The organism is Terrabacter aeriphilus (assembly GCF_039542985.1).
Lineage (GTDB): Bacteria > Actinomycetota > Actinomycetes > Actinomycetales > Dermatophilaceae > Terrabacter > Terrabacter aeriphilus.
On record NZ_BAABIW010000010.1, the window covers coordinates 175,183 to 197,423 of the forward strand.

Consider the following 22,241-nt stretch of genomic DNA (forward strand, 5'->3'; position numbering starts at 1 on the left):
AGGCCGCGGGAGGCCACCTCCCGGTGCGTAGGGTGACGCCATGACCGCCCGACACATCGTCTTCCGTCCGTCTGGTGAGCCGGGCGACGTGGCCCAGCAGCTCGTCGAGCGGTTCCGGGCCATCCGGCGCGAGTTCGAGGTGCCCGAGACGTTCCCCGCCGACGTGCTGGACGAGGCGGCCCGGGCGGCCGCGGAGGCCAGCCTCCCGGACCGGGACGAGACCGCCGTCCCGTTCGTGACGATCGACCCGCCCGGCTCGATGGACCTCGACCAGGCGATGCACCTCGAGCGCGCGGGGGTGGGCTACCGCGTGCGCTACGCCATCGCCGACGTGCCGACCTTCGTCCGTGCGGGCGGTCACGTCGACGCCGAGGCGCGGCGGCGCGGCCAGACCGTCTACTGCCCCGACGAGCGGGTCCAGCTGCACCCGCCGCAGCTGAGCGAGGGCGCGGCGAGCCTGCTGCCGGACGCCGTGCGCCCGGCCTTCGTCTGGGACATCGCGCTCGACGCCGACGGCGAGCGCACCACCGTCGAGGTGTACCGCGCGCTCGTGCGCAGCGTCCGGCGCTACGACTACGAGCAGGTGCAGCGGGCGGTCGAGGACGGCTCCGCCGAGGAGTGCCTCGTGCTGCTGCAGGAGGTGGGGGAGAAGCGGGTGCTCCTCGAGCGGGCCCGCGGCGGTGCGAGCCTGCCGATGCCCGAGCAGACCGTCGACGAGGACGGCTCCGGCGCCTTCCGCATCTCGTTCCGCCCGATCGTGCCGTCGGAGGACTGGAACGCCCAGATCTCCCTGCTCGCCGGCATGGGGGCCGCAGACCTCGTGCTCCGTGGCGGCATCGGCATCCTGCGGACCATGCCGGAGCCCGACCCCCGTGACCTCGCGCGGTTCAGGCGGCAGGTGGCGGCCGCGGGAGTCGCGTGGCCGCGGGACCTCCCCTACGGCGAGCTGCTGCGCACCCTCGACCGGCAGGACCCCCGTCACCTCGCCCTCATCCACGAGGCGACCTCGCTCTTCCGCGGGGCGGGCTACACGCCGTTCGACGGTGCCGCGCCCGAGCAGCCCGAGCACGCCGCCGTCGCGGGCCCGTACGCCCACGTGACCGCGCCGCTGCGACGCCTCGTCGACCGCTTCGGCCTCGTGCTGTGCGAGGCGCTGTCGTCCGGCACCGAGGTGCCCACGTGGGTGCGCGAGGCCCTGCCGTCGCTGCCGGAGCTCATGGCGACCTCGGACCGGCGCACCAACGGGGTGCAGCGCCAGTGCACCGACGCCGTCGAGGCAGCCGAGCTGCACCCGCACGTGGGCCGCACCCTCGAGGGTGTCGTCGTCGACGTGAACGGCAAGGGGGTCGTCGTGCAGCTCATCGAGCTCGCCGTCGTCGCCCGCGCCACGGGGGAGGCGGCGCCGGGGGCCACCGTGACGGTGCGCGTCGACGCGGCCGACGTCGCGAGCGGCACGATCACGCTGACCCTCGTGCCGGCCTGACGAGTCAGGGTGCCGGGGTGCCCGTCGGTGCCACGGGGGCGGTCGGTGCCGTGCCGGCCCCGGTGTCGGCGCCAGCGCCCGAGCCTCCACCTGAGCCCGCACCTGAGCCCGCGCTCGAGCCGTCCGTCGCGCCGGCGCCGCCCGTCCCGACCGCGCTGCTGGGCGTCGGCGCGGGCCCGGTCCCAGCGGGAGCCGTGGAGGTGGCCCCCGGGGCCTCGGTGGAGCCGGACGGCGTGCTCGACGGGTCGCCGGACGGGGTGCTGCCCGGCACGTCGGTGGACGGCGTCGCCGCGGGGGTGGCGGGAGCGGACGTGGTGCTCGCGGGGGAGGCGGGGGAGGCCGGGCCGCCGTCCCCGTCCGACCGGCCCGTCGTGCCGTCGCCCGAGCCGGCCACGGCACGGCCGCCGATGCTGGTGCCGGTCACCTGGGCGCCGGTCGTCAGTTGGACGCCGGTGACGAAGGCCGCGGCCAGGGCGAAGACGGCGCCGGTCGTCGCGAGGATGCGGCGCGTCGTGGCACGGTCCGGCCGTCGCAGGCGCCACGCCCCGGTCGGGGCTGGAGTCGAGCGAAGGTGGGGGCCCGCGGTCGTGTCGAGGGCCGTGTCGAGGGTCGGGTCCAGGGTCGAATCCCGGGCCAGGCCCGGGGTCGAGCCCTCGGTCTCGGCCGAGATCCATCGGGACCGCTGCGCGGAGGTCGCCGGCTCGAGCTCGCCGCGCCGGTTGCGCACGAGCACGACCACCTCGCGCGCCCGCGCCATCGAGCCGGTGTAGAGGCTCGCCGCGACCGCGGAGATGACGCTGAGCACGGCGGCACCGGCGATGGTGCCGACGACGCCGAGGCGCGAGCCCAGCGCGGCGGCCGTGGCAGCGGCCATGGAGCCGCCGAGCAGCTGGGTCAGGGAGAGATCGAGCAACTTTGCTCTGGGTCGGATGTCGGGCAGGGAGGGGTTCTGGTCGGTCATGGTCCTGAGGTCGGTTGCGATCGTCGTCTCCCTGGCACGACGAACGGGGTGCCCGGTTCGTTGACGAGACCAGCGAGGTGTGACGAGGGTCACGCCTTGACCTCGATTCGCCCGCACCCGGTGCGGCCACCCCCTACCGTGGCGCTACCGGAGGGCGTCGAGTCCCTGTCCACCCGTCCGTCCGAAGCCGAGGGAAGCAATGAGCGTCACCGTCTCGACGTCGAGCAGCACGACGACGGCGCGGCTCAGCGGGGAGATCGACACCTACACGGTGCCCGAGGTCCGCCACGCCTTCGACGAGCTCGAGGTGCCGACCGGCGGAGACGTGGTCGTCGACCTGCGGGACGTGACGTTCCTCGACTCCTCGGGTCTCGGGGCCATCATCGGGCTCTACCACCGCACCGCCGGCCCCGGCGCGCGGCTGCGACTCCTCTGCGGTGAGTCGACCCTGCGCCTCGTGCGCCTCATGCACCTCGACCAGGTGATCGAGGTCGTCGACGCGACGTGAAGGGCGGCCCCGGCGTCGGGCCGGCCTCGGGCCCGGCTCAGGACGCGAGGTGCAGGTGCACGCCCACGCGGGTGCGGCTGGCGCCCGACTCGATGGTCAGCTCGTCGCTGAGGCGCTGGGCGATGAGCAGGCCGCGCCCGCTCGTCGAGAGGGTGTCGACCTCGGAGAGCCGGGGTGCGGAGCCGGTGCCGTCGTCGTCCTCCACGGTGAACACGAGGGCGCCCGGCGTCTCGTCGATGCGCAGGAGGCCGTGCCCGCCGCCGTGGACGATGCTGTTGACCGCCACCTCGTAGACCGCGAGCACCGCGTTGTCGACCCGGTCGGGGATGCGCTCGACGGCGACCGCCCGGACGATCTCGCGGACCGTGCGCAGGTCGTCGGGGCCGAACTCGACGCGGCCGATCTCTCTCCCGGCGACGACCGACCCGCTTGTCACCCGGTCATGCTCCCACTTCTGCGCCATGCGTGGGCACTTGGCTCGTCCGGGTGTCAAGATGTCGCCATGAATGTGCCGTGGCAGGAGCTCGGGACCGACCCTGCGGTGGCCCCCCGCGTCGCCGCCCTCGCCCGGATCGCAGCGCGCGTCGCCTCCGCCACGACGATGGACGACCTGACGGAGACGATCACCGAGGGAGCCTCCGAGGTCATGGGCGCCTCGCGGGCCGTGCTCGCCGTGCGGCTGGGCGAGACGCGGCTGCGCACCATCGCCACCCACGGGCTGACGCCGGTCGAGGCGCGCCAGTGGGCGACCTGGGACCTCGAGACCGCGTCGCCGCTCACCGAGGCGGTGCGCACGGGCCGGGTCGTCTCGGTGCGGAGCCGCGACGACATGGCGCGGCGCTACCCCCTCCTCGACGACGGCACCGAGCGGTCGTCCGTGACGCTCCCGCTCATCTCCCGGACCGACGGCCGGGTCATCGGCGCCGTGGGCTTCCGCTTCGACGGTCGGGACGAGCCCGTCGAGCCGGAGGAGCTGTCGGTGCTCGGGGTGCTGAGCGACATCTGCGCGCAGACGATGCTGCGGCTGCGGGCCGAGTCCCAGAGCGCGGCGCGCGCCGCCCAGCTCGAGTTCCTCGCGCACGCGTCCGAGGCGCTCGCGAGCTCGCTCGACTACCGCGAGACGCTCGGCCAGGTGGCCTCGCTCGCCGTGCCCGCGCACGCCGACTGGTGCGCGGTGCAGATGGTCGACGACGGGGTGCTGCGCACCCTCGCCGTCGCGCACGCCGACCCCGACCGCGTGCAGCTGGCCAAGGACCTCGAGACCCGGTGGCCGCCGGACCCCGAGCGCCCGGGCTCCGCCGCCTACGTGGCACGCACCGGCAAGAGCGTGCTGCTCGAGTCCGTGACCGACGAGATGCTCGTTACCGCTGCCCGTGACGAGGAGCACCTCGCGCTCGCGCGCCGGCTCGGCCTGCAGAGCGCGATGTCGGTGCCGCTCACGGCCAAGGAGCGCGTGCTCGGCGTCCTGACGTTCGCGGCCGCCGAGTCCGGGCGGCGCTACACGGCCGAGGACGTCGCCTTCGCCGAGGACCTCGGCCGCCGTGCGGGGCTCGCGATCGACAACGCGGACCTCTACTCGCAGACGCGCCGGGTCGCCGCGGTGCTGCAGGCGACCCTCCTGCCGCAGGACCTGCCGGAGCCCGACGGCTGGCAGATCGGCACCGTCTACCGCCAGGCCGGCCGCACCGACGTCGGCGGGGACTACTACGACGTCAGTGTGCTCGACGACGGGCGCGTCAGCGTCGTGCTCGGTGACGTCATGGGTCGCGGCGTCGACGCAGCGGCTGCCGGATCCCGGATGCGTTCTGCCGCAAGGGTGCTCGCGACCCAAGACCCGTCCCCGGAGGCGGTCGCCGGCGCCATGGACCGGCTCATGGGCGTCGAGCCGCCGACCCAGATGGCGTCGTCGGTCTACGCGCTCTTCGACCCGGCCGCGGACGAGCTCGCACTCGTCGTGGCGGGCCACCCGCCGCCCGTCCTCGTGCACGACGGCGAGGTGCGGTTCGTCACCGAGAACGGCTCGCCGGTCCACGGCCTCGGCGAGGTGCCGCGCGGCTCGGTGCGACTGCCGTTCCGCCGGGGCGACCTGCTGCTGCTCTACACGGACGGCCTCGTCGAACGCCGGAGCGAGGGCATCGGCACGGGTCTCGACCGGCTCGAGCTCGCGGCCCGCGAGCTGCTCACGCAGGTCGACGACGACAGCGAGCTCGACTTCGTCCTCGCCGACCTGGCCGAGCTCGTCTCCGATCCCGACCGGCACGACGACGTCGCCGTGCTCGCCTTCCGCCGCCTCTGACCGTTTCTGACACGCTCTGACAGGGCCCGCCGGGGCGTGGGGCGACCCGGTCGCCCGGGGCAGGTGGGCGCATACGGGACCGGTGGCATACGGGCCCTATGATGGGCGCGGATGAGTCGGCCAGACGGTCGCGTCAGGGCCTCGGCCCTGCCGAGGAACGTCCGGGCTCCACAGGGCAGGGTGGTGGCCAACAGCCACCCGGGGTGACCCGCGGGACAGTGCCACAGAGAACAGACCGCCGGATGCTTCGGCAGCCGGTAAGGGTGAAACGGTGGTGTAAGAGACCACCAGCGCTCCAGGTGACTGGAGCGGCTCGGTAAACCCCACTCGGAGCAAGTCCAGACAGCGCATGATCGACGCCCTCGGGCGTCGGGGAGACCGGCCCGGTCGAGTGCGCGGGTAGGACGCTCGAGCCGGCCAGCAATGGTCGGCCTAGATGGATGGCCGTCGCCGCACTCCTGGTAACGGGGGAGCGGAACAGAACCCGGCGTATCGGCCGACTCATCCACTTTCAGGCCCCTGACCTGCGGTGATGTGTCTCCTCACCCCCGTTAGTCCTGAATAAGTCCGCCAGATTTCGGAGGACTCCGTCGACGGCGGCCCTCGTGCGCTCGTCGTGGTCGGGCGATCGGTGGCTGTAGGTGTCGAGCGTCTCGCTCGCGCTGGCGTGCACCAGCCGGGCCTGGACCGTCTTGACGGACTCGCCGTGGCGGATGGGCAGCAAGGCGCAGTAGTGCCTCAGCTCCGTTCGACCCGAGGTTCGGGCTTTGGCTGCGTTCGGGCCCCTACCGCCAGAGGAGGCGTTGGACGCCCGCTCCGTCGACCACTTCGCCGCTGCCATCGCGGCCGTTCCGCAAGCGCTCTCTGCAGAAGAGCGCGAGGTGCTGCTCCCGTTGTTCGATCGCCCCAGCGACGACTCCGTACGGGGCGTCGCTGGGGGAGCGCTGCACTTGCTCGAGACTGCACCCGACGACGGGTGGCAGCTTCGTCGTCCGAGGGCGTCGAGCTACCGGTACGACCTGCTCGTGATGTGCTGGGAGGACTCCCTGTCCGGACATGACCCGCGGTGAATCGCACGCCTCCGTCAACGCGGCGTGGTCCGGCGACCGGGCAGCACTACGTTACGCCCAGATGCCACGCGCGCGTCCGCATCGAACAGGAAGGGTCCATCCTCCGTCGTCTCGTGCCTCACGACGAAGGCTCGGTGCCCCGGACTCGAGAGCCCGTCGCCGCGACCTCGGCGACTTCGGTCTCAGCGGCGCCGGTAGCGACACGGTAGCCCCGGCGTACCCAGGATGCGCTGGGCTTGGCTGGGCGGGAGGGCCGGAGGCCAGCACGGCGTTGAACCGGGTCGACGGTCGAGCACCACTCGATCGATGAGCCCTCATGACAAGGAAACCCATGGCACGCATCACCACCCCGTTCGGCTTCGCCTCGACCACCGCCGAGGTCACCAGGGGCATCGACCTGACCGGAAAGGCGGTCGTCGTCACGGGCGGCGCCTCGGGCCTCGGCCTGGAGACGGTCCGAGCACTGGCCGCCCTCGGCGCGGACGTCACGATGGGGGTGCGCGACGTCGAGGCCGGCAATCGGGCGGCCGCCGACGTCGCCGCCTCGACCGGCCACCAGAACCTGCGCGTCCTTCCGTTGGACCTCGCCGACCGTGCGAGCATCCACGACTTCATCGCCCGCTGGGACGGGCCGCTCGACATCCTCATCAACAACGCGGGCGTCATGGCCATCCCCGAGCTGCAGCGCACACCCGACGGTTGGGAGCTGCAGTTCGCGACGAACTACCTGGGCCACTTCGAACTGGCCCAGGGCCTGCACCCGGCCCTGGCTGAGGCCGGAGCTGCTCGCATCGTCTCCGTCAGCTCGAGCGGCCACCTCTTCTCACCTGTCGTCTTCGATGACCTGCACTTCGACTTCAGGCCCTACGACCCGATCGTGGCCTACGGGCAGTCGAAGTCTGCGACGACTCTCTTCGCGGTCGCGGCGTCCAGGCGGTGGGGCGCCGACGGCATCACCGCCAACGCAGTGATGCCCGGTGCCATCGCCACCAATCTGCAGCGCCACACCGGTGGCCTCCGGACCCCGGCCGAGCGCCGTAAGACACCGCAGCAGGGTGCAGCCACCACCCTGCTCCTCGCGACGTCACCCCTCCTGGAAGGCGTTGGCGGGCGCTACTTCGAGGACGGGAACGAAGCCGAGGTCGTCACCCACCGCACCCCGGAGCTCGACGGTGTCGCCGCATACGCCATCGACCCCGACAACGCGGATCGTCTGTGGGAACGCTCGCTGGCACTGCTCGGCTGACTCCACCTCGAAGACCGCGAGACCTGCACCACGACAGGAGGTTTCGCGAACACCACGACCTCGGCAGCACCGGAACATCTCGCAGAGCCCGGCTCCACGCTTCACGTCTGGCCGCGAGCGACCGCGTCGTCGACGTGGTCGAGCGTCGGCGGCGGCGCCCGGGCTCTCGTGTGACCGCCCCGATCGTGCAGCTCAGTGCGCGACGGTGCGAACGAGGGAACGGAATGCGGCGTCTCCGGGCTCCGGGTGGTGCAGGACGAGCATCAGTCCGCCGCTGCCGGGTACGGGCAGCTTCTCGTGGTGCAGCCTCAGCGTGCCGACGACGGGGTGGTGCATCATGCGTCGACCGGCGAGCTTGGGGACGACCTCGTGAAGGTTCCACAGCTGCCGGAACTCCGGGCTGGCCTGGGACAGCTCGTCGACCAGGTCCGTGAGCCGCGCGTTCTCGGCCTCGGCACCCGCTGTCGCGCGGAGGCCGGCCACGGCCTCCCGGCTGACGGTCTCCCAGTCGTCGTAGAGCATGCGCACGGCGGGCTCCGTGAACGTCGCCCGGATGAGGTTCACACCTGTCGCGAAGGCCGGGCACAGCGCCGTGGCCAGCGCGTTGGCCTCGACCACCTCGAAGACCTCGTCCTGGACGAACGCGGACACGGTGCCCTCGAGGGTGAGCAGCAGGTCACGCAGCCCGGGCGCCAGCGCGCGGGGTCGTGTGCGGTGACGACGCCCTGCGCCGTGAGTCAGGCGGTGCAGGTATGCCGTCGTGGGCGCATCCAGCCGCAACGCACCGGCGATCGCGTTCACCACCTGCGTCGACGGGGTGTGGTCTCGGCCCTGTTCCAGGCGCATGTAGTAGTCGGGGCTGATCCCCGCGAGCGCAGCGACCTCCTCGCGGCGAAGCCCGTCAACACGCCGGCGTGGTCCCCGTGGCAGCCCCACGTCCTCGGGGCTCAGCCGCTCCCGCCGGGCCCGTAGGAACTCCCCGAACGCTGCCCGCTCCACCATGGCAACCAGCCTAGGGAGTCCGTCGCGCGGCGGCCGCGCGGCGGCTGCCGCGTGAGCCGTGAACCGTGAACCGATGAGGGTCTCCGGCTCAGCGCCGCCGGTGAGGCCGGAGCGGGGCACGCGCACGACCGCCTCGACGACTGCGGCGTCGAGGACCTCGCGGCGGGTGACGGTTCGTGGCTCATCGTCGAGAAGGGCGTGGTCGCGTCGGGGCAGTCGTGTGCGCAGGCGCTCCTGCCCTCCGACGGGTCGTTCCAGATCGAGCGGAGTCGTGGGAGCGCGGACACGCACGAGGTCGCTCCCGCGCAGCGCCTGCGCGAGGCGCACCGGCTGCTGACCAGATGGGCGTTCGCCTTGAGCGAGAACGCGATCGCGCAGGGGCACGTCGGTGGGAGCGCCGTTGCTGTCCGAGGGGCGCGAAGGCTCCCTTACCGGCTGCAAGGGCGTTTCGGCGTGCGGCTCCACAGCCCCGAGTCGTCACGTCGGTGGCCCGAGGCTCGACGAGATGATCCAGGACGTCACCCGATGACGCGGCCCCGGACGCTGAGACACGGTCGCGTCACGAGACGGTGCCGCGCTGCGGGAGCAGCCTGATGGAGCAGTGGTGGAGCGCCGGTGGAGCCGGCTACCGGGCCTGCGAGGCCATGCCGGACCGCAGCGCGGACTTCCACGACGCGATGTCCGGGCGCTTCCGGAGAAGGGCTCGGCGCTCCCGCTCGGTCATGCCTCCCCACACACCGAACTCCGCCCGGCTGTCGAGCGCCTCTGCCAGGCACTGCGCGAGCACCGGGCACGTCTTGCAGATCGCCTTCGCGTCGTGCTGGGCCTTGCCCCGCACGAACAACGCCTCAGGGTCCTGGCCGGAACAGCTGGCCTCTTTGGCCCACTCGTCCACCCACAGATCCGCCGTTGCGCCAGCACTCATGTCAACCATCCCTCCCCAGGCCCGGAGCCCCATGACCACCGGACCGACCCGGTCCGTCCCACCGGCCCCGGCCATCGGGCTTCCCAGGCCCGAGAAGGACACTACGAGCGCAACCCGTGGTGCGACACCGCCTGCGCCTATGGGTTCGCGCAAGATCAGCGCAAGGGATCTCATGGGGTTGGCGGCGCCGTGCCCGGGAGCAACAGCTTCGCGGTGAGGTCCTCGACCTCGCCCAGGCCGGCCAGGGACGTGAGGCGTGGCGGAGGGCACGGCTCCGGCGGGGCCACGCGCATCAACGGCTCCCGGCGGACGTCGAACGTGCGCTCCGGGCCCGGTCCGGTGCCCGGGCCCTCGAACCGCACCGTGACGTGGCCGTCCTCGGACTTCACCACCCAGCCGGCGCCGTGCTCCGGATGTGCGACGTCGAGCCCGACCGCGACGGTGTGCAGGGTCAGTGGCGCGGGAAGCCGCTCCTCGTCGGAGTCCTCCGGCTCGTCGTCCGCGAACGATCGCAACGCAGCTTCGTCGAGGACCTCGCCGTCACGTGATCCAGTCCCCTCAACCGCCGGGAGCGGCTCGCCCGGAGCTGTTCCGACGGAAAGCGGTTCGGTGGTGACTTTCAGGGAGTCCGGGTCCTCGACGCCGGAGCCGGTGGCGTCCTCCGGCAGGCGCAGCTGCGCCCAGTGCGTGAGCCCGGAGAGCGACACTCCGAGCAGCCGCACCGGCTCGACCGCCTTCGCCGCTGTGAGGGCCGCAGTGGCGGCTTCCCGGAGCTGGTCGGCCTCGGCGGTCGGGTGGGCCAGCGTGACCGAGCGGGTCAGCGTCGTGAAGTCGGACAGCCGGACCTTGACGGTGACGGTCCGGGCACCCCCGCCGTGACGGGCGAGCCGACGCAGGGCTCGCGCCAACACGGCGTCGAGCGCGCCCGGCAGCTCCCAGCGGAGCAGGTCCTGGGCGAAGGTCTGTTCCGCGCCGACGCTCTTGGCCTCGCGTTCGACGACGACCGGTCGCGGGTCGTCCCCGCGCGCCAGCCGATACAGGTTCCACCCGGCCGCCTCGCCGAGGGCCCGCACCAGCTCATCCCGCGCTGCCGCGCGCAGGTCGGCGACCGTGCGGATGCCCAACGTGCGCAGGGTCGCCTGCGTGGCCGGCCCGACACCCCACAGCGCGCCCACCGGCTTCGGCATGAGGAACTCGTCCTCGTCGTCACCCGGCACCACGGTGAACCCGTGCGGCTTGTCCTCGTCGGAGGCCAGCTTCGCGATGAGCTTCGAACGTCCCAGCCCGACGGAGACGACGAGGCCGCACCGGTTGTAGACGAGACGGCGTGCGAGGTCGGCGGCGACCACCGGGTCGGCCGCGAAGGGGCCCGCGGCCAGGTCGACGAACGCCTCGTCGAGGCTGACCGGCTGCACGAGGGGCGACAGCTGCCGCAGGGTGTCCATGATCAGCGCGCTGTGGGCGGCATACGCGCCGAACCGGGGCGTGAGCACCATCGCGGTGGGGCACAGGACGCGCGCCTGGGACATCGGCATGGCGGAACGGCATCCGAAGGCGCGCGCCTCGTAGTTGGCGGTGGCGACGACCCCTCGGGGGCCCGCGCCGCCGACCAGGACCGGGGTGCGCGCCAGGGACGGCTTGTGCCGTGTCTCGACGGAGGCGAAGAACGAGTCGGCGTCGACGTGCATCACGCTCGCGTCCTGACGCACCGCTTCCTCCCGCCGTCTCCCCGTGGAGGCAGCAGTTCTCGTGCCCTGCTGCACACGTCCCTCACTGTGCCGTATGCCGACACGTCCGTGTGGAGTGCCCCCGAGCTCGACGCGCTCGCCGAGGTGTCTCAGGGGAGCAGGTGGCGCAGGTAGCGCTCGGGGGCCTCGAGGAAGCGGCGGTGGTGGTCGACGACGTCGAGCTCGTCCCAGGCGCGCTCGTGGATGCCGTCGTCGTCGAACTCGAGGATGCGTGCGCCGGGGACGCTGGCGACCACGGGGGAGTGCGTCGCGACGAGGACCTGCACGCCGGGTTGGCCGACGAGCTGCATGAGCGCCCCGACGAGGGCCAGCTGCGCGTGGAACGACAGGCCCGCCTCCGGCTCGTCCATGACGAAGAAGCCCTCGCCCGTGAACCGGTTGCTGTTGAGCATGGCGAGGAAGGACTCGCCGTGGCTCAGCTCGTGGAAGGCGGGCTCACCGCGCCGCGACGGGTTGTCCTCGAGGTAGGTGAAGAGGCCGTGCATGGTCTCGGCGCGCAGGAAGTATCCCCACCGCGACGCGCCGGCCCCGCGCAGGAGCGAGATCGACTGCGCGAGAGGCGATTCCGTTGGCCGGGTGGTGTGCCTGGCCCCCGTGGACCCGCCCTCCGCGCCGAGCCCGTATGCCGTGGCGACTGCTTCGACGAACGTCGACTTTCCGGTCCCGTTCTCCCCGACGACGATGGTCGTGGGGCCGAGCTCCAGCCCTTTCTCGAGGACGTGGGCGATCGGTGCCAGGGTGGCGGGCCACTCGCCGGCTTGGAGCGTGGCGTCCTCGGAGCGGCGGACGCGTCGGACGGGTAGCGGCGTGAACGACCCCGGTTCCGGTGCAGTGGCCCCCATGGCGCGAGCCTACGTGGGGCTCGGCCGTGTCGACGGCGCCGGCACCGCGCCGGTTCGAGGTCGTCGAATCGGCCGTGTCGCGGTCAGGTCATCGAGTCGGGGGCGACTCCTTGTCGGGTCCGGGCTCCTCCGGCGTCGGCGCCGGACGGCTCCGTTCCACATCTCCCCAGTGCCGGCACTGCTTCGACGGTGCGTGACGAGCAGATAGACGGTCCACGGGGTCGTCAGGACGAGGCTGCCCACAGCGGCGGCGACCCAGGCCGAGTCGAAGACACGATCGGCGACCCACACCGCGCCAGCCACGGCGGCCGCGAGGGTGACCCGCACGATCCACGCGACGGTCCACCGTCGTCGCGCCGAGCCCGCCGGAGCCTGTCTCGCCATGGCGCCACCTGACGTCGTTCGGTGCCTGCACTCTGCCCGTTCCCCGGACGGGTTGGGACGATGGGTGCCGCGCTCGGGGAAGCGCAGTGGCCGACATCCCTCGGCCGACGTCACGAGCGGTTGGTGAACGCCCACTCCACCCCGTCGTCACCCTGCGCGTCGAGGTCAGGATCCCGGCGGAGGCCCACCTTGGTCGCCACCCTCTGGCTGGACAGGTTGGCGGGGCGGATCCGTGCGACGACGAGCTCGTCGGGGAGCGCCGCCCGCACCCAGCCCAGCAGTCCGTCCGCGGCCTCCGTGGCGTAGCCCCGTCCCCACGTCGCAGGGCTGAAGCGGTACATGAGGTTGAGTCCCCGGCCGCCGTCGACGGTCGTCCACCGGACTCCGGCGTTGCCCACCAGCAGGCCCGTGCCCTCTTCGAAGACGCAGGCGTTGCCGAAGCCGTGCTGCTCCCAGTGCCCCAGCCAACGCCGCACGAGAGCCTCGACGTCGTCGAGCTCGGTCACCAGCTCGGACGGGTGGTGTCGGGCGACCGCCGGGTCGGAGAGGATCTGCAGGACCGCTGCCGCGTCGGCCGGCACCGGCCGCCGCAGGGACAGGCGCGGGGTCCGCAGGACGTCGGGCTGCGAGGAACCGTCGCGGCCGGGACTCACCATGGCCTCGGGTTGCGCTCGGCCTCCTCGGCCGACTCGGCCAGCAGCACGCGGAAGAAGGCGGCGGTGACCCAGCCGAGGACGACCACGAGCACGGTGCTGACCGTCAGGTGCACCGCTGGGGAGTCGGTAAGTCGGAGGACGGCGTGGCGGATGAGGAACGAGGCGAGGGCGAGGCGTAGCACGAACGTCACGCGCCTCCGGCGTGACCAGGTCCGCATCCGCTCGCGCATGGCTGGGATGGTACTGCGGACCCGTCATCGACACGTGCCTCGGGATGTCGCCCTCTCCGTCGTGCAGCCTGAGCTGTGACGAGCATGCCGAGTTCCAGCACGACCGGCGGATAGCCTCAGGCGATGGGGATGCAGCTTCGAACCATCGGACCGAGCGACTGGAAGCACTTCCGGGCCGTGCGCCTGAGGGCCCTGGCGGACTCACCCGACGCCTTCGGGATCCTGCTGGACGACGCGTCCGCGCAGGCTCCGAACGTGTGGCGTGCGCGAGCCGCCGGTTCCGGCCCGGTGGTGCTCGCGTTCACCGACGACCGTCCGGTCGCCATGGGCGGCCTGCACCTCCCCGGTGACGCCGACGACGCGTTCGTGTGGGGATGTGGGTCGACCCGACGTCGCGAGGTCAGGGCCTGGGCGCACGCATCCTCGAGCAGCTCCTCGCAGGGGCCGACCGTGAGGGCCGGCCCGTCGTGCTCCACGTCACCCAGGGCAACGACCGCGCCCGCCGTCTCTACCTGGGGCACGGCTTCGAGGCGACGGGCGAGGTGCAGCCGCTGCGCCCGGGCTCCGACGTGCTCATCGACACCCTGCGCCGGGGCTGACCGGCGGCGGCCTACCGCGCCGCGGCCGGCAGCGTGCGGTGGACGATCGGGTCGTGCGCACCGGCGAGGACCGCGGCGAGCGGCGACGGGTCGCCCTCGACACGCAGCTCGCCCGATCGGAGGAGGGCCTCGCGGGTCGCGGCGTGGGCCGGGTCGCCGACGACGAGCCCGTTGAGGCGACGGGCGCCGTCGGCGGTCACCACCACCGTGACGTCCGCCGTCTCGTGCGCCCCGACGCCGACGCGGAAGGAGGCCCGGCCCGCGACGACGTCGATGCGGATGCCCTGCACGAGGTGCTCCGGGCCGTCGGGCAGCGGCGCGCCGTCGCTGTAGCGTTCGACCATCGACAGGTCGAGGTCGGCAGGCAGGCCGACCGATCCGGCGGTGTCGCAGACCACCCGGCCGACCATCTCGAACCATGCGCGCGTCCCCGGGGCGAGCCGGGGGAGCGGGTCGGGCGAGGTGCTCCCACTCACGGGCGCCGTCATCAGGCTGCCGCATCCTCTCCGGGGGCGACGCGGAGCACGATCTTGCCCTGCAGGTGGCCACCCGCCGCGCGCTCGTGCGCGGCCCGGGCGTCCGCGAGGGCGAAGCTGCTGTCGATCGCGACGCGCAGCCTCCCGTCCTCCACGAGCCGGGCGACCTCCGCCAGCTGCGCACCGCTGGACCGCACCTGTGTCGAGGTGACGGTCACGCCGAGCCGGGCGTTCTCCTCGTCGTCGAACTCGCCGAAGTAGACGGGGTAGAGGTGGCCGCCCCGGGCCAGCGTCGGCAGGAAGCGGCGACTCGTCGGGCCGCCGACGCAGTCGAGCACCACGTCGACGTCGCGCACGACGTCCTCGGGCGACTGCACCGTGTAGTCGATGAACTGGTCGGCGCCGAGGGCGCGGAGGAAGGCCTCGTGGCGACCCGAGGCGACCGCGATCACTCGGGCGCCGCACGACTTCGCGACCTGCACGGCGAGGTGCCCGACGCCACCGGCGGCGCCGTTGACGAGGACGGTCGTGCCCGGCCCCAGCGGCTTCGGCACGTGGGGGGCGGCCTGGAACGGCGACGGGTGCCCGTGCCCGAGCTCGACGAGGAACTGCCAGGCCGTCAGGAGCGACATCGGCAGCGCGGCCGCGTGCGCGTGGGCGAGCTGCGCCGGCTTGGGCGCGACGTCGCCGACGCGGGCGACGGCGTACTCGGCGTAGGCGCCGGCCTGCAGGGTGACGGGGAAGTTGAGCAGCCCGAACACCTCTGAACCGAGGAGGTGGTCGTCGACGTCGGGACCGACGGCCGCCACGACGCCCGAGACGTCGGTGCCGGGGACGAGCGGCATCGAGACCGGCGGCTTGAGCGCTTCGGGCACACCCGGCATACCTTCGCGGGCGTACCAGTCCGGCGGGTTGAGCCCGACGGCGTGCACCCGCACGAGGAGCTCGCCCGGTCCGGGTGTCGGCACGGGTGCGCGACCGGGTGCTGGTCGCCGCCGATGCGGTCATCCGCGAGCACGGCGCAGAGGCCTCGATGCGCGACATCGCCCGCACCGCCGACGTCGGGCTCGCGACCCTGCTGCGGCACTTCCCGAGCCGGGAGGCGCTGCTCGCGGCCCTGCTCCGGTCGAGCTTCGACGCGTTGACGGCCGGCGCGGACGAGGCTCGTTCGGGGCGGCGCCCGCTGCCGCACTGGCAGGCTGGTTACGTGAGTTCGTCACCTTCACCACCGAGTACCACGGCGTGGTGACCTCGATGGTGCGGGCGATCGAGGAGCCGGAGTCGGCGCTCCACGACTCGTGCGTGGCCCTCAAGGCAGCAGGAGCCCGCCTCCTCGCCGATGCCCAGTCGGCCGACGCGGTGCGCGCCGACGTCGACGGTGCCGACCTCTTCGTCCTGGTGTCCGCCCTCGCCTGGCTGGGCGACCAGCCCGGCCAGAAGGCGCGGGCCGACCGCCTCTTCGACCTCGTGCTGACGACCCTGCTGACCGGGTCGGGCGCGGCGGCAGGCGGCGACGGTGCGGACGGTGAGACCGAGGTGGCCGACGGCTGAGGCGGCCGACGGCTGAGCGGTCGAGACGTCCGCCGCCGGCGTCACGGCAGCACGGCGACGCCGTCCACCTCGACGAGGAGGCCGGGCTCGGCCAGGGCGGCGACGCCGACGCCGGTGAGCGGCGGGAGCGACACCTCGACGCCGAGCGCTCGCGCGGCACGCTCCATGCCGTCGCGCACGTCGGCCATCTTCTCCGGTCGCCAGTCGACGAGGTATGCCGTCACCTTGACGAGGTCGGACAACCTCGCGCCGGCTGCGGCGAGGGCCGCGTGGAGGTTGAGGTAGACCTGTGCGACCTGGGCCGCGAGGTCGCCGTCGCCGATCCGGGTGCCGTCGGCGTCGACGGCGACCTGGCCCGCGACGTAGATGGTGCGCGCGCCGTCGGTGACCGCCACCTGGTGGTAGATCGGCACGTGGGGGAGGGCGGCCGGGTTGAGGAGCTGGGTGGTCATGGGTGACCTCTCTGAAGTAGGTATCCCAGTGATACCTGGTGCGCAGAAGGCACTTCAACTAGCCTAGGTGCCGTGACGGAAACCGCAGGTGCCCTCGCCACCCCCGCCTACCGCGAGCTGCTCGACCAGGTGCTCGACAAGTGGTCGGTGCACGTGCTCGAGGAGCTCTGCGAGGGTCCGTGCCGCTTCAACGAGCTGCGCCGTCGCGTCCCCGCCTCCCAGAAGTCGCTCAGCGCCACGCTGCGGCGGCTGGAGCGCAACGGTATCGTCGTGCGGACGGTGCTCGATGCCCGCCCGGTTGCGGTGGAGTACCGCATCACCCCGCTCGGCAAGACCCTGCGCGAACCCGTCGACGCGATTCTGCGCTGGTGCGAGACGAATCTGCCTGCGGTGGAACGGGCCCGCGACCGACACGACAAACTGGACGCGTGACGAGCCAGCTCCCCGGCGACACGTGCAGGGCAGGCGCGACCCGAGCCGACCGCTAGTCGACGAGCCGCGACCACGGCCACGCCGCCGCGATGGTGATCGCCTGCCACGATCCGACGGCCACGACGACGACCGCGACGCACGTCACGGCCCACCGACGGGCACCGGCGAGGGTCAGCCGTGGCGGCGCGGTCGTCTCGAGCGCGCCGTAGAGCGCGCGTTGGAAGCGCACCCGACCCCACGCGGTGGTGCGGTAGGTGATGACCTCGCAGTCGTCGAGCGCCCGGCGCAGCGCGGAGTCCTCGGCGCCCAGCCCTGCACCGGTCGGCGCGAGCAGCCGCGTCACTGCGGCCTCCTCGCCGACGAACACCACCGGTGGGCCACCAGTCCCGAGCTCGCGCACCTCCCACAGCAGCGCCTCGGACGCGGTCGACACGTCGAGCAGCACGGCGTGGCACCGGTTGGCCATCGCGAGCACGGCCTCGCGCCAGATGGGCGTGGCGACCGTGAGCACGGTGAGTCGGGGCGCCACCGCCGCACCGGATCCCGCGGCGACCGTGGCGGAGACCTGCGTCAGCTCGGCCAGTGTCGTCACGGTCTGCCGCTTGTGGAGCTCGGCCCGCCGGACGCTTTCGCCGACCGAGCCGGCCATCATCACGACGGGCAGCAGTGGCAGCAGGACGACGTAGACCGCGACGAAGCCCAGGAGCCCGGCGAAGGTCACGACGGCCGCGCCGGCGAGGAACCGACTGGCGGCCACGACGGCGGGCACCGGCCACTGCCGCCAGTCGCCGCCGAGCGCGTCGAGCACGGCGAACGGCTCGCCGTGCGCGACGGTCCAGGCCACCAGGGCGACCCAGGCGGCCAGGTAGGCGCGCACCACCCAGACGCCCCACGTCGAGATCCACCGCGTGATCGCCGCGACGCCGCGGTGCACGACGGAGGCCGCCGACGTGGTCAGCCGCAGGCCGGCCGCCGCGCCGGAGGGCTCGGCCGTCGCGTCGTCCAGGGTGACCACGCGCCACGAGTGCCCGAGGTGGTCGAGCGCGGTCGACACGGCCAGGATCGAGTCGGTGTGCCGGAACCGGCGCAGCCACAACACCATTCGCCGGGGGATGGCGCGGAGGGTGCGCGCGGCATACCGGGCGCACACCCCGACGGCGGCGACCCACAGCCAGGCGGCCAGGATCTCGGGGCGCAGGGCCGGGTCGAGCCCCGAGTCCTTGTCGACGGTGACGCCGACGGCGAGGATGCCGCCGAGCAGGGCGACCCACAGCGCCAGGCCGGAGACGACGGACAGCAGGCCGCCGAGCAGCCCGCGGGCGCGCCGGCTCCAGCGTCGCAGCAGGAAACTGCGACGGGCGCGGGATCGCGTGGTGGCGAGCATGGGGCCTCCTGCTCTCTACAGCATGAGGGTTCCGGCCCGCCCCTGTCGTGCCCGCACCTGCCCGTCCGGCCGCCTTGTCCCGAGCCGCCCGGGTCGCGCCCGGCCGCTCGCACTGGCCCTCGCCCTGCGGCTTCACGTGCGCCATGGCGCGGTTCGAGCGGGCATACGGGTCGGCGGGTGGCTGGAAGTGCGCCATGGCGCGGTTCGAGCGGGCATACGGGTCGGCGGGTGGCTGGAAGTGCGCCATGGCGCGGTTCGAGCGGGCTCGCTGGACCGCGTCACCTCGTCGAGTGGGCGGCGGAGCACCTGGAACGGGCAGTGACCGGGGCCGTGCCCCTGTGGCAGGATCCGGGCGTGCTCCGACTCACCGACGTCATCATCGACTGCCCCGACGCCCTGGAGCTGGCCGCGTTCTACTCCCAGGTGACGGGGCTCCCGGTGAAGCCCGGCAGTCGGGCGAGCTGGGCGGGCCTGCAGGTCGGGCCGGTCGAGCTGGCTTTCACGCCCGTGGAGGACTACCGCGCCCCGCAGTGGCCCGGGGGCGGGCACCCCAAGCAGTTCCACCTCGACTTCGAGGTCGACGACGTCGAGGCGGAGCACGCGCGCGTCGTGGCACTGGGCGCGACCCTGCTCCACGACGCGGTCGGGGGCGACGGCCACGGCTGGCGCGTCTACGCCGACCCGGTCGGGCATCCGTTCTGCCTGTGCCGCAACGCCGGCGTCACGTGGACCGAGGCGGGGCCGGTGTGGCCCACCGGGGCGTGACTGGTCAGGTCGTCGCGGTGACGGCGCCCACCTGCGAGGCACGCGCATGACCGGGCTGGTGGTCGTGGCGGACGTCGGCGGCTCCAAGCTGCTGCTCCGGGCGTGCGACGCCGAGGGCGGGGTGCGTGCCGAGGCACGCCACGAGACGGGTCCGGACACGGACGGCGCCCGCCTCGACGCCCTCGTCGGCGCGTTCGTCGAGGCCCACCCCGACGCGTCGGCGGTGGCGGTCGCGGTCCCGGGACTCGTCGACGACGGTCGGGTGCTCGTCTCCGACGTCCTTCCGCGGCTCGCCGGGTGGTCGCCCGCGCCCACCGCGGTGGGTCCGGCCGCCGTGGTCGTCAACGACGTACGGGCCGCGCTGGCAGGGGTGTGTCACCGCGAGCCGCTGCTGCAGGACGTGGTCGCGGTCGTCTCCGGCACCGGCATCGCCGCGTCGGTGCTCACCGGCGGACGCGTGCTCGCCGGCAGCTCCGGATGGGCGGGTGAGCTGGGCAGCGTGCCGACATCGCTGACCGGTGGCGGGGGACCGGTCCTCGACGAGGTCGCGTCCGGGCGCAGCATCGAACGGACCCTAGGCCGGCGTGGGCCCGAGGTGGCGCGTCTCCTCGCCGCAGGGGACCCGCGTGCCGTCCGGGTCGTCACGAGCGCGGGCACGGCCCTCGGCCGTGCCGTCGGGATGCTCGTCACCCTCCTCAACCCGGAGCGAGTCGTCCTCGGCGGAGGTGCCACGAGGTATGCCGGGTACGCGGACGCCGTCGTCGCGGCCGCGGGCGAGGCGGCCCTGCCCGAGGCGTGGGAGCGCTGCCGCCTCGACGTCGACGACGACCCCGGGTCGATGGTCGTGCGCGGGCTCGCGGCCCTCGCCGCCTTCGCGCCCCTCGCGACAGAGGGAAGCGCCCACGGACTCCCCACCGTCCCCACCACCTCCAGGAGTCGCTCGTGACACCTCCCTCCGACGCCCAGCCGTTCCGCATCGCCCTCGTCGGCGTCGGCGCACGAGCCGGTCTCGCCCAGCACGTCGAGCCCGCCGGGGCGGTCCTCGTGGCCACCGTCGACCCGGATCCGGCTGTCGCACAACGGGTGACAGACCTCTTCGGCGTCGGCGTCCCGCGCTACGACGACGTCGCCACCCTGCTGGCGCACCACCCGGACCTCGACGCCGCGATCGTCACGAGCCCCGACGACACGCACCACGCGGTGACCGCGGCGCTGCTCGAGGCGGGGGTGGCGGCATACGTCGAGAAGCCGCTCGCCATCACGACGGAGGACGCCGACGACCTGCTCGCCATCGCGCACCGGACGGGCACGCGGCTCTACGTCGGCCACAACATGCGCCACATGCACGTCGTGCGCCTCATGAAGGCGATCATCGACCGCGGCGAGATCGGGGAGGTGCGCGCCATCTGGTGCCGCCACTTCGTCGGGTCCGGCGGTGACTTCTACTTCAAGGACTGGCACGCGGACCGCTCGCGGGTGACGGGACTGCTGCTGCAGAAGGGCGCCCACGACATCGACGTCATGCACTGGCTCGCCGGGTCGTCGACCGAGGAGGTCGTCGCGATGGGCGACCTCATGGTCTACGGCGACGTCACGTCCCGACGGGACAACTCGGACCGGCGGATGCGCGACTGGTACTCGACCGACCACTGGCCGCCGCTCGCGCAGACGGACCTCAACCCGGTCATCGACGTCGAGGACGTCTCGATGATGACGATGCGCCTCGGCAACGGGGTGCTGGCGAGCTACCAGCAGTGCCACTTCACCCCGGACTACTGGCGCAGCTACACCGTCATCGGCACCGAGGGCCGGCTCGAGAACTTCGGCGACGGCGAGGGCGGCGAGGTGCGGGTGTGGAACCGGCGCAGCGGCTTCCTCGAGCGGGGCCACTTGCAGCACCCCATCGTCGGTGACGCCGACGGGCACGGCGACGCCGACGCGCTCACGGTGGCCGAGTTCGTGCGCTTCGCGCGCGACGGGAGCCCCACCGACACCTCACCGCTCGCCGCGCGCGACGCCGTCGCGGCCGGGGTGGCCGCCACGACGTCGCTGCGCACGGGCGCCACACCGCAGCGGGTGCCGCCGGTGCCCGTCGAGATCGCCGACTACTTCCGCGGTCACCAGGTGCGACAGCCGGGCCCCTCGACCTGACCGTCGGGAGAGCGCTGCACGGCGATCGCACGGGCAGTGAGTCTTCGGCTTCCCTGCACAGACGGCGAATCCGCCCCGGTCGCCGATGTCGCGAGTACCGTGAAACGACATGACGACCCGGAGCCCCACGGCTCGGGAGGACGGCACGCCGCTCCTGACGTATCGCTACCTGCGGATGATCCTCGTCCTGCCGGCAGCCTTCCTGCTGCTCGCGACGGTCCTCGAGGCCGGGTCGCGCGGCTGGCAGTTCCGCGAGTCGATCAGCGACTCCTACCAGGGGCCGGTGCGCGACGTCTTCGTCGGCGCGCTCATGGCGTCGGGCGTCTGCATGATCGCCTACAAGGGGCGGGCCAAGCTCGAGGACTACGCGCTCAACTTCGCCGGGTTCAACGCGTTCTTCGTCGCGCTCGTGCCGAACAACTTCACCGCCGTCCTCGACGCGGCGGCCACGACGTCCATCACGACCGGCGACGTCGTCACCCGGGCGCAGCTGCTCACCAACCTGCGCTTCGTGCTGACCTCCTTCCTCGCGATCGCAGCGGTGTTCGTCTTCCTCGACTACCGGCTCTTCCACTCCGAGGCGCTCCGGTGGAGTCCGGGCGAGTCGAGGCTGTCCGGAGTGCTCGCGGTCGTCTCGTGGGTGGCGCAGATCGCCTTCCTCGTGCTGGTCGTGGGCGGCGTGCTCGTCGGGCGGGAGACGCTTTTCGGGCTCAGCATCTTCGGCCTGCTGCACTTCACCGCGGCCGGCCTGCTCATCGGCAACCTCTCGTTCGCGGTCGCGAGCCACGCGCTGCCGGACCGGGCGCGGACGCCGCAGCAGAACGCGGACTGGGAGCCGTCGTCCGACGCCGCCCGCCGCGGCTACCTCGTCATCATGGTCGCGATGTGGGGCGGCATCGTCGTCGGCGGAATCTGCATCGCCCTCGAGGTGCCCTACGCGGTGATCGTCACCGAGTACGTCGAGATCGGCCTCTTCGTGGCGTACTGGCTCGTCGCGACCCGGCGCGACTGGCGGCACCCGGCCTGAGCTGACGTCAGCCGGAAGGCCGTCGGCCCGGGCGCGTGCCGCCCGGGCCGACG

At 73.1% G+C, this 22,241-nt stretch carries 24 protein-coding genes and 1 other RNA gene; 13 read left to right on the forward strand and 12 right to left on the reverse strand.

Annotated features, from left to right (window positions below; all coding sequences use genetic code 11):
• Positions 1–40: 40 nt before the first annotated feature.
• A complete protein-coding gene (locus ABD979_RS07760; protein WP_345506883.1) occupies positions 41–1,483 on the forward strand; it encodes an RNB domain-containing ribonuclease in 1,443 nt (480 codons plus the stop codon).
• A 4-nt stretch (positions 1,484–1,487) separates the two neighbouring features.
• On the opposite strand, the gene ABD979_RS07765 is transcribed toward ABD979_RS07760, so the two are convergent.
• Positions 1,488–2,444 carry a hypothetical protein gene (locus ABD979_RS07765; RefSeq protein ID WP_345506884.1) on the reverse strand — a complete coding sequence of 319 codons (957 nt, stop codon included), beginning with the start codon at positions 2,442–2,444 and terminating at the stop codon, positions 1,488–1,490.
• 199 nt (positions 2,445–2,643) lie between these two features.
• Here ABD979_RS07765 and ABD979_RS07770 point away from each other — a divergent pair, with 199 nt between their 5' ends.
• Positions 2,644–2,952, forward strand: a complete 309-nt coding sequence (locus ABD979_RS07770) for an STAS domain-containing protein (protein ID WP_345506885.1) — start codon at positions 2,644–2,646, stop codon at positions 2,950–2,952.
• Positions 2,953–2,989: 37 nt separating this feature from the next.
• Here ABD979_RS07770 and ABD979_RS07775 read toward each other — a convergent pair whose 3' ends face one another.
• Positions 2,990–3,388 carry an ATP-binding protein gene (locus ABD979_RS07775; protein ID WP_345506886.1) on the reverse strand — a complete coding sequence of 133 codons (399 nt, stop codon included), beginning with the start codon at positions 3,386–3,388 and terminating at the stop codon, positions 2,990–2,992.
• Positions 3,389–3,454: 66 nt separating this feature from the next.
• On the opposite strand from ABD979_RS07775, the gene ABD979_RS07780 reads away from it, so the two are divergent.
• From ABD979_RS07780 to ABD979_RS07790, 3 genes are all read left to right on the forward strand, one after another.
• A complete protein-coding gene (locus ABD979_RS07780; protein ID WP_345506887.1) occupies positions 3,455–5,248 on the forward strand; it encodes a SpoIIE family protein phosphatase in 1,794 nt (597 codons plus the stop codon).
• A gap of 112 nt (positions 5,249–5,360) precedes the next feature.
• An RNA gene (gene rnpB, locus ABD979_RS07785) (RNase P RNA component class A) lies at positions 5,361–5,756 on the forward strand.
• Positions 5,757–6,649: 893 nt separating this feature from the next.
• Positions 6,650–7,564: an SDR family NAD(P)-dependent oxidoreductase gene (locus ABD979_RS07790; RefSeq protein WP_345506888.1), complete on the forward strand. Its 915-nt coding sequence runs from the start codon at positions 6,650–6,652 to the stop codon at positions 7,562–7,564.
• Positions 7,565–7,756: 192 nt separating this feature from the next.
• Here ABD979_RS07790 and ABD979_RS07795 read toward each other — a convergent pair whose 3' ends face one another.
• The 6 genes from ABD979_RS07795 to ABD979_RS07820 all read right to left on the reverse strand — a co-directional run bounded on the left by ABD979_RS07795 (position 7,757) and on the right by ABD979_RS07820 (position 13,351).
• Complete coding sequence (locus tag ABD979_RS07795) at positions 7,757–9,031, reverse strand: helix-turn-helix domain-containing protein (protein WP_345506889.1); 1,275 nt, start codon at positions 9,029–9,031, stop codon at positions 7,757–7,759.
• Positions 9,032–9,191: 160 nt separating this feature from the next.
• On the reverse strand, positions 9,192–9,491 hold the full coding sequence (locus ABD979_RS07800) for a WhiB family transcriptional regulator (RefSeq protein ID WP_345506890.1): 300 nt from the start codon (positions 9,489–9,491) through the stop codon (positions 9,192–9,194).
• Positions 9,492–9,661: 170 nt separating this feature from the next.
• Positions 9,662–11,254, reverse strand: a complete 1,593-nt coding sequence (locus tag ABD979_RS07805) for a DNA polymerase IV (RefSeq protein WP_345506891.1) — start codon at positions 11,252–11,254, stop codon at positions 9,662–9,664.
• Between the two features lie 74 nt (positions 11,255–11,328).
• Positions 11,329–12,081 carry an AAA family ATPase gene (locus tag ABD979_RS07810; protein ID WP_345506892.1) on the reverse strand — a complete coding sequence of 251 codons (753 nt, stop codon included), beginning with the start codon at positions 12,079–12,081 and terminating at the stop codon, positions 11,329–11,331.
• 494 nt (positions 12,082–12,575) lie between these two features.
• On the reverse strand, positions 12,576–13,121 hold the full coding sequence (locus ABD979_RS07815; protein WP_345506893.1) for a GNAT family N-acetyltransferase: 546 nt from the start codon (positions 13,119–13,121) through the stop codon (positions 12,576–12,578).
• Positions 13,115–13,351: a hypothetical protein gene (locus tag ABD979_RS07820; RefSeq protein ID WP_345506894.1), complete on the reverse strand. Its 237-nt coding sequence runs from the start codon at positions 13,349–13,351 to the stop codon at positions 13,115–13,117. The genes ABD979_RS07815 and ABD979_RS07820 overlap by 7 nt, the downstream gene beginning before the upstream one ends.
• A gap of 374 nt (positions 13,352–13,725) precedes the next feature.
• Here ABD979_RS07820 and ABD979_RS07825 point away from each other — a divergent pair, with 374 nt between their 5' ends.
• Positions 13,726–13,950, forward strand: coding sequence for a GNAT family N-acetyltransferase (locus ABD979_RS07825; protein ID WP_345506895.1), 225 nt, complete (start codon positions 13,726–13,728; stop codon positions 13,948–13,950).
• Between the two features lie 11 nt (positions 13,951–13,961).
• On the opposite strand, the gene ABD979_RS07830 is transcribed toward ABD979_RS07825, so the two are convergent.
• Together ABD979_RS07830 and ABD979_RS07835 are read right to left on the reverse strand one after the other, a co-directional pair.
• A complete protein-coding gene (locus ABD979_RS07830) occupies positions 13,962–14,426 on the reverse strand; it encodes a hypothetical protein (RefSeq protein ID WP_345506896.1) in 465 nt (154 codons plus the stop codon).
• Positions 14,427–14,437: 11 nt separating this feature from the next.
• Positions 14,438–15,394: an NADP-dependent oxidoreductase gene (locus tag ABD979_RS07835; protein ID WP_345506897.1), complete on the reverse strand. Its 957-nt coding sequence runs from the start codon at positions 15,392–15,394 to the stop codon at positions 14,438–14,440.
• Here ABD979_RS07835 and ABD979_RS07840 point away from each other — a divergent pair.
• Positions 15,385–15,675 (forward strand): TetR/AcrR family transcriptional regulator, encoded by a 291-nt coding sequence (locus tag ABD979_RS07840; RefSeq protein WP_345506898.1) that lies wholly within the window; start codon positions 15,385–15,387, stop codon positions 15,673–15,675. The genes ABD979_RS07835 and ABD979_RS07840 overlap by 10 nt on opposite strands.
• Entirely contained in the window at positions 15,618–15,977 is a 360-nt protein-coding gene (locus ABD979_RS07845) for an SbtR family transcriptional regulator (protein WP_345506920.1), read from the forward strand. Before ABD979_RS07840 ends, ABD979_RS07845 begins: the two co-directional genes overlap by 58 nt.
• Before the next feature lie 41 nt (positions 15,978–16,018).
• On the opposite strand, the gene ABD979_RS07850 is transcribed toward ABD979_RS07845, so the two are convergent.
• The gene (locus ABD979_RS07850; RefSeq protein WP_345506899.1) at positions 16,019–16,429 is read right to left on the reverse strand and encodes a RidA family protein; all 411 of its coding nucleotides are present in this window, start codon (positions 16,427–16,429) and stop codon (positions 16,019–16,021) included.
• Between the two features lie 72 nt (positions 16,430–16,501).
• Between ABD979_RS07850 and ABD979_RS07855 the strand changes: the two genes are divergently transcribed.
• Complete coding sequence (locus tag ABD979_RS07855) at positions 16,502–16,861, forward strand: winged helix-turn-helix transcriptional regulator (protein ID WP_345506900.1); 360 nt, start codon at positions 16,502–16,504, stop codon at positions 16,859–16,861.
• Positions 16,862–16,913: 52 nt separating this feature from the next.
• Here ABD979_RS07855 and ABD979_RS07860 read toward each other — a convergent pair whose 3' ends face one another.
• A complete protein-coding gene (locus ABD979_RS07860) occupies positions 16,914–18,245 on the reverse strand; it encodes a hypothetical protein (protein WP_345506901.1) in 1,332 nt (443 codons plus the stop codon).
• A 354-nt stretch (positions 18,246–18,599) separates the two neighbouring features.
• Here ABD979_RS07860 and ABD979_RS07865 point away from each other — a divergent pair, with 354 nt between their 5' ends.
• From ABD979_RS07865 to ABD979_RS07880, 4 genes are all read left to right on the forward strand, one after another.
• Positions 18,600–19,010, forward strand: coding sequence for a VOC family protein (locus ABD979_RS07865; protein ID WP_345506902.1), 411 nt, complete (start codon positions 18,600–18,602; stop codon positions 19,008–19,010).
• 46 nt (positions 19,011–19,056) lie between these two features.
• Positions 19,057–19,956 carry an ROK family protein gene (locus ABD979_RS07870; RefSeq protein ID WP_345506903.1) on the forward strand — a complete coding sequence of 300 codons (900 nt, stop codon included), beginning with the start codon at positions 19,057–19,059 and terminating at the stop codon, positions 19,954–19,956.
• Positions 19,953–21,161 carry a Gfo/Idh/MocA family protein gene (locus ABD979_RS07875; RefSeq protein ID WP_345506904.1) on the forward strand — a complete coding sequence of 403 codons (1,209 nt, stop codon included), beginning with the start codon at positions 19,953–19,955 and terminating at the stop codon, positions 21,159–21,161. The genes ABD979_RS07870 and ABD979_RS07875 overlap by 4 nt, the downstream gene beginning before the upstream one ends.
• Before the next feature lie 109 nt (positions 21,162–21,270).
• On the forward strand, positions 21,271–22,188 hold the full coding sequence (locus ABD979_RS07880) for a hypothetical protein (protein WP_345506905.1): 918 nt from the start codon (positions 21,271–21,273) through the stop codon (positions 22,186–22,188).
• Positions 22,189–22,241 lie beyond the last annotated feature (53 nt).

Bases quoted from the DNA above. Each gene is read 5' to 3' on its own strand.
- ABD979_RS07770 (WP_345506885.1), top strand. From the start codon at position 2,644: ATGAGCGTCACCGTCTCGACGTCGAGCAGCACGACGACGGCGCGGCTC.
- ABD979_RS07765 (WP_345506884.1), bottom strand. From the start codon at position 2,444: ATGACCGACCAGAACCCCTCCCTGCCCGACATCCGACCCAGAGCAAAG.
- ABD979_RS07790 (WP_345506888.1), top strand. From the start codon at position 6,650: ATGGCACGCATCACCACCCCGTTCGGCTTCGCCTCGACCACCGCCGAG.
- ABD979_RS07860 (WP_345506901.1), bottom strand. From the start codon at position 18,245: ATGCTCGCCACCACGCGATCCCGCGCCCGTCGCAGTTTCCTGCTGCGA.
- ABD979_RS07820 (WP_345506894.1), bottom strand. From the start codon at position 13,351: ATGCGCGAGCGGATGCGGACCTGGTCACGCCGGAGGCGCGTGACGTTC.
- ABD979_RS07825 (WP_345506895.1), top strand. From the start codon at position 13,726: ATGTGGGTCGACCCGACGTCGCGAGGTCAGGGCCTGGGCGCACGCATC.
- ABD979_RS07760 (WP_345506883.1), top strand. From the start codon at position 41: ATGACCGCCCGACACATCGTCTTCCGTCCGTCTGGTGAGCCGGGCGAC.
- ABD979_RS07850 (WP_345506899.1), bottom strand. From the start codon at position 16,429: ATGACCACCCAGCTCCTCAACCCGGCCGCCCTCCCCCACGTGCCGATC.
- ABD979_RS07780 (WP_345506887.1), top strand. From the start codon at position 3,455: ATGAATGTGCCGTGGCAGGAGCTCGGGACCGACCCTGCGGTGGCCCCC.
- ABD979_RS07870 (WP_345506903.1), top strand. From the start codon at position 19,057: ATGACCGGGCTGGTGGTCGTGGCGGACGTCGGCGGCTCCAAGCTGCTG.
- ABD979_RS07800 (WP_345506890.1), bottom strand. From the start codon at position 9,491: ATGAGTGCTGGCGCAACGGCGGATCTGTGGGTGGACGAGTGGGCCAAA.
- ABD979_RS07810 (WP_345506892.1), bottom strand. From the start codon at position 12,081: ATGGGGGCCACTGCACCGGAACCGGGGTCGTTCACGCCGCTACCCGTC.
- ABD979_RS07815 (WP_345506893.1), bottom strand. From the start codon at position 13,121: ATGGTGAGTCCCGGCCGCGACGGTTCCTCGCAGCCCGACGTCCTGCGG.
- ABD979_RS07880 (WP_345506905.1), top strand. From the start codon at position 21,271: ATGACGACCCGGAGCCCCACGGCTCGGGAGGACGGCACGCCGCTCCTG.